This window comes from Lysobacter terrae (assembly GCF_054782215.1).
The window spans coordinates 1-5419 of the sequence record NZ_BAAGSX010000016.1; the positions used below are offsets into that span (position 1 = coordinate 1).

The 5419-nt window shown below is 54.7% G+C and carries 2 tRNA genes and 3 rRNA genes; all 5 read right to left on the minus strand.

The window, feature by feature from the left end:
* Positions 1-90, minus strand: a 5S ribosomal RNA gene (gene rrf, locus ACYVJ8_RS17705); the annotation flags it as partial.
* A gap of 110 nt (positions 91-200) precedes the next feature.
* Positions 201-3065: ribosomal RNA gene (locus tag ACYVJ8_RS17710) — 23S ribosomal RNA — on the minus strand.
* Between the two features lie 265 nt (positions 3066-3330).
* Positions 3331-3407, minus strand: a tRNA-Ile gene (locus tag ACYVJ8_RS17715).
* A gap of 17 nt (positions 3408-3424) precedes the next feature.
* A tRNA-Ala gene (locus ACYVJ8_RS17720) sits at positions 3425-3500 on the minus strand.
* Positions 3501-3628: 128 nt separating this feature from the next.
* A 16S ribosomal RNA gene (locus ACYVJ8_RS17725) occupies positions 3629-5167 on the minus strand.
* Positions 5168-5419 lie beyond the last annotated feature (252 nt).

A 5419-nucleotide genomic window follows, 5' to 3' on the forward strand; every position in this document is an offset into this window, starting at 1 on the left:
ATGCGGATGCACACTACCATCGGCGCGGTTGCGTTTCACTTCCGAGTTCGGGATGGGATCGGGTGGTGCCACAACGCTATTGTCACTGAGCAAGCTGGTGAAGCGGCGCTATAGCGCCTGCTTGCATGGGATGGGAATTGTAGCAAGTTGGTCCTGGAAGGTCACGACGTCGTCGTAAGCCTAAGGCCACTTGAGGTTATATGGTCAAGCCACACGGATCATTAGTACAGGTTAGCTCAACGCATTGCTGCGCTTACACACCCTGCCTATCAACCACCTAGTCTTGATGGTTCCTTTAGGGGACTTGTGTCCCGGGAGATCTCATCTTGAGGCGCGCTTCCCGCTTAGATGCTTTCAGCGGTTATCGCTTCCGAACATAGCTACCCGGCCGTGCCATTGGCATGACAACCGGAACACCAGAGGTTCGTCCACTCCGGTCCTCTCGTACTAGGAGCAGCCCCTCTCAAATCTCCAACGCCCACGACAGATAGGGACCGAACTGTCTCACGACGTTCTGAACCCAGCTCGCGTACCACTTTAAATGGCGAACAGCCATACCCTTGGGACCGACTACAGCCCCAGGATGTGATGAGCCGACATCGAGGTGCCAAACACCGCCGTCGATATGAACTCTTGGGCGGTATCAGCCTGTTATCCCCGGAGTACCTTTTATCCGTTGAGCGATGGCCCTTCCATACAGAACCACCGGATCACTAAGTCCTAGTTTCCTACCTGCTTGATCCGTCGATCTTGCAGTCAAGCACGCTTATGCCTTTGCACACAGTGCGCGATGTCCGACCGCGCTGAGCGTACCTTCGAGCTCCTCCGTTACTCTTTGGGAGGAGACCGCCCCAGTCAAACTACCCACCATACACGGTCCCCGATCCGGATTACGGACCTAGGTTAGAACGTCAAGCACATCAGGGTGGTATTTCAAGGTTGCCTCCGCCGAAGCTAGCGCCTCGGTTTCATAGGCTCCCACCTATCCTACACAGACGAACTCAACGTTCAGTGTAAAGCTATAGTAAAGGTTCACGGGGTCTTTCCGTCTTGCCGCGGGAACGCTGCATCTTCACAGCGATTTCAATTTCACTGAGTCTTAGGTGGAGACAGCGCCGCTGTCGTTACGCCATTCGTGCAGGTCGGAACTTACCCGACAAGGAATTTCGCTACCTTAGGACCGTTATAGTTACGGCCGCCGTTTACCGGGGCTTCGATCAAGAGCTTCGCCTTGCGGCTGACCCCATCAATTAACCTTCCGGCACCGGGCAGGCGTCACACCCTATACGTCCACTTTCGTGTTTGCAGAGTGCTGTGTTTTTGATAAACAGTCGCAGCGGCCTGGTTTCTGCGGCCAACCTCAGCTATTAACCATGGTTGGCGTACCTTCTCCCGAAGTTACGGTACTATTTTGCCTAGTTCCTTCACCTAAGTTCTCTCAAGCGCCTGAGAATTCTCATCCTGCCCACCTGTGTCGGTTTACGGTACGGTCTGCGTAAGCTGAAGCTTAGGAGCTTTTCCTGGAAGCGTGATATCGGCAGCCTAGCCCTAATGGGCCGGTCCTTAGTCTCAACGTTGCCCCCCCGGATTTGCCTAAGGGGACCGCCTCAACTCTCTCACCGGGACAACCAACGCCCGGCCTGCCTAACCTTCTCCGTCCCTCCATCGCACTTACGCGAGGTGCTGGAATATTAACCAGCTTCCCATCGACTACGCATTTCTGCCTCGCCTTAGGGACCGACTAACCCTGCGTCGATTAACGTTGCGCAAGGAAACCTTGGGCTTTCGGCGTGCGGGTTTTTCACCCGCATTATCGTTACTCATGTCAGCATTCGCACTTCCGATACCTCCAGCAGCCTTCTCAAGCCACCTTCAACGGCGTACGGAACGCTCCTCTACCGCGCATAACAAAGTTATGCACCCCAAGCTTCGGTTCATCGCTTAGCCCCGTTAAATCTTCCGCGCAGACCGACTCGACCAGTGAGCTATTACGCTTTCTTTAAAGGGTGGCTGCTTCTAAGCCAACCTCCTGGCTGTCTGTGCCTTTCCACATCGTTTTCCACTTAGCGATGAATTTGGGACCTTAGCTGTGGGTCTGGGTTGTTTCCCTTTTCACGACGAACGTTAGCACCCGCCGTGTGTCTCCCGCGCAGTCTGTCTTGGTATTCGGAGTTTGCCATGGTTTGGTAAGTCGCAATGACCCCCTAGCCATAACAGTGCTCTACCCCCAAGAAGATTCACGCGAGGCGCTACCTAAATAGCTTTCGAGGAGAACCAGCTATCTCCGGGTTCGATTAGCTTTTCACTCCTAATCACACCTCATCCCCTACCTTTGCAACGGGAGTGGGTTCGGGCCTCCAGTACCTGTTACGGTACCTTCACCCTGGGCATGACTAGATCACCCGGTTTCGGGTCTACTGCCCGCGACTATGCGCCCTTATCAGACTCGGTTTCCCTTCGCCTCCCCTATACGGTTAAGCTCGCCACGAACAGTAAGTCGCTGACCCATTATACAAAAGGTACGCAGTCACCCCGAAGGGCTCCTACTGCTTGTACGCACACGGTTTCAGGGTCTATTTCACTCCCTTCACCAGGGTTCTTTTCGCCTTTCCCTCACGGTACTGGTTCACTATCGGTCGGTCAGGAGTATTTAGCCTTGGAGGATGGTCCCCCCATATTCAGACAGGGTTTCTCGTGCCCCGCCTTACTCGATTTCATCAAATAAGGTCTTTCGCATACCGGGCTGTCACCGTCTATGGCCGAGCTTTCCAACTCGTTTTGCTAAACCTTACTCAACTTAAGGGCTGCTCCCCGTTCGCTCGTCACTACTGGGGGAATCTCGGTTGATTTCTTTTCCTCCGGGTACTTAGATATTTCAGTTCTCCGGGTTCGCTTCAACAGGCTATGTATTCACCTGAAGATACCTCTTACGAGGTGGGTTTCCCCATTCGGACATCGCGGGATCAATGCTTATTGCCAGCTCCCCCGCGCTTTTCGCAGGCTGTCACGTCCTTCATCGCCTCTGACCGCCAAGGCATCCACCGTGTGCGCTTATTCGCTTGACCATATAACCCCAAGTCGCCTCAGGATTATCGTTAGTGTCGAGGGGTACAAAGCCCCGACGCGAATATCAACGACATTTCAAATGTTAGGAACTCTCGCACTGTTACATGCGGGTTCCCGCCTTAGCCTCACGACACGTCTGTAGACCTTCATCTCAGAACGCTCGCTACAATTCCCAGTTTTCAAAGAACACGATGTCGGCTTCAGCGCCGCCCTCGTTTCAAATCTTATGTGTGCGCGCAGTTCAGAGTTGCCGTCGGGAGTTGGTGGTGGGTCTGGGAGGACTCGAACCACCGGCCTCACCCTTATCAGGGGTGCGCTCTAACCACCTGAGCTACAGACCCAAAAGTCTTGCCTGGCGTGGTGGAGCTTGTCGGGATCGAACCGACGACCCCCTGCTTGCAAAGCAGGTGCTCTCCCAGCTGAGCTAAAGCCCCATTGAAAACGGGACGCTCCCGCGGTCAATCACGGCGCGAATATAAAATTCGCCCCCTGACTACCGGGAACTCTGAATGCAGGTCACTTGTGCGGACGCCTGACAGGCAATTTGCTGTCTTTTGTCTCTAAAGGAGGTGATCCAGCCGCACCTTCCGATACGGCTACCTTGTTACGACTTCACCCCAGTCATCGGCCACACCGTGGCAAGCGCCCCCCTTGCGGTTAAGCTACCTGCTTCTGGTGCAACAAACTCCCATGGTGTGACGGGCGGTGTGTACAAGGCCCGGGAACGTATTCACCGCAGCAATGCTGATCTGCGATTACTAGCGATTCCGACTTCATGGAGTCGAGTTGCAGACTCCAATCCGGACTGAGAGAAGGTTTCTGGGATTGGCTTGCCCTCGCGGGTTTGCAGCCCTCTGTCCTTCCCATTGTAGTACGTGTGTAGCCCTGGCCGTAAGGGCCATGATGACTTGACGTCATCCCCACCTTCCTCCGGTTTGTCACCGGCGGTCTCCTTAGAGTTCCCACCATTACGTGCTGGCAACTAAGGACAAGGGTTGCGCTCGTTGCGGGACTTAACCCAACATCTCACGACACGAGCTGACGACAGCCATGCAGCACCTGTGTTCTGGTTCCCGAAGGCACTCCTCGATCTCTCAAGGATTCCAGACATGTCAAGGCCAGGTAAGGTTCTTCGCGTTGCATCGAATTAAACCACATACTCCACCGCTTGTGCGGGCCCCCGTCAATTCCTTTGAGTTTCAGTCTTGCGACCGTACTTCCCAGGCGGCGAACTTAACGCGTTAGCTTCGAAACTGAGGGCCAAGTTGCCCCCAACTTCCAGTTCGCATCGTTTAGGGCGTGGACTACCAGGGTATCTAATCCTGTTTGCTCCCCACGCTTTCGTGCCTCAGTGTCAGTGCTGGTCCAGGGTGTCGCCTTCGCCACAGATGTTCCTCCCGATATCTACGCATTTCACTGCTACACCGGGAATTCCACACCCCTCTACCGCACTCTAGGTCGCCAGTATCCAATGCCATTCCCAGGTTGAGCCCAGGGCTTTCACATCAGACTTAACGAACCACCTACGCACGCTTTACGCCCAGTAATTCCGAGTAACGCTTGCACCCTTCGTATTACCGCGGCTGCTGGCACGAAGTTAGCCGGTGCTTATTCTTCCGGTACCGTCATGACACCCGGTTATTAACCGAATGCTTTTCTTTCCGGACAAAAGTGCTTTACAACCCGAAGGCCTTCTTCACACACGCGGCATGGCTGGATCAGGCTTGCGCCCATTGTCCAATATTCCCCACTGCTGCCTCCCGTAGGAGTCTGGACCGTGTCTCAGTTCCAGTGTGGCTGATCATCCTCTCAGACCAGCTACGGATCGTCGCCTTGGTGGGCCTTTACCCCGCCAACTAGCTAATCCGGCGTCGGCTCATCTTTCTGCGTGAGGCCTTGCGGTCCCCCACTTTCACCCGTAGGTCGTATGCGGTATTAGCGTAAGTTTCCCTACGTTATCCCCCACAAAAAGGCAGATTCCGACGCATTCCTCACCCGTCCGCCGCTCGCCGCCAGGGTTGCCCCCGCGCTGCCGCTCGACTTGCATGTGTTAGGCCTGCCGCCAGCGTTCACTCTGAGCCAGGATCAAACTCTTCACTTAAAATTGCATGGATCCGAAGATCCAAATGTTTTGAGTGCAGTCGTCTATCCAGGCCCAAATAAACTCAAATTACTAGCAATTGCTTGCTTTACTTGATTCATTTGGACTCTGTGTCGAACGTCTGCTAATGGACAACCATCCACCGGCCAGACGCCCGCACAAGTCACCTGCGCACACTGTCAAAGATCTTAGGAACCGGCCTCAGCGCCGCGCCCCTCTTTACCGCTTCCCCGCCGCACCAAAGTGCCCGAG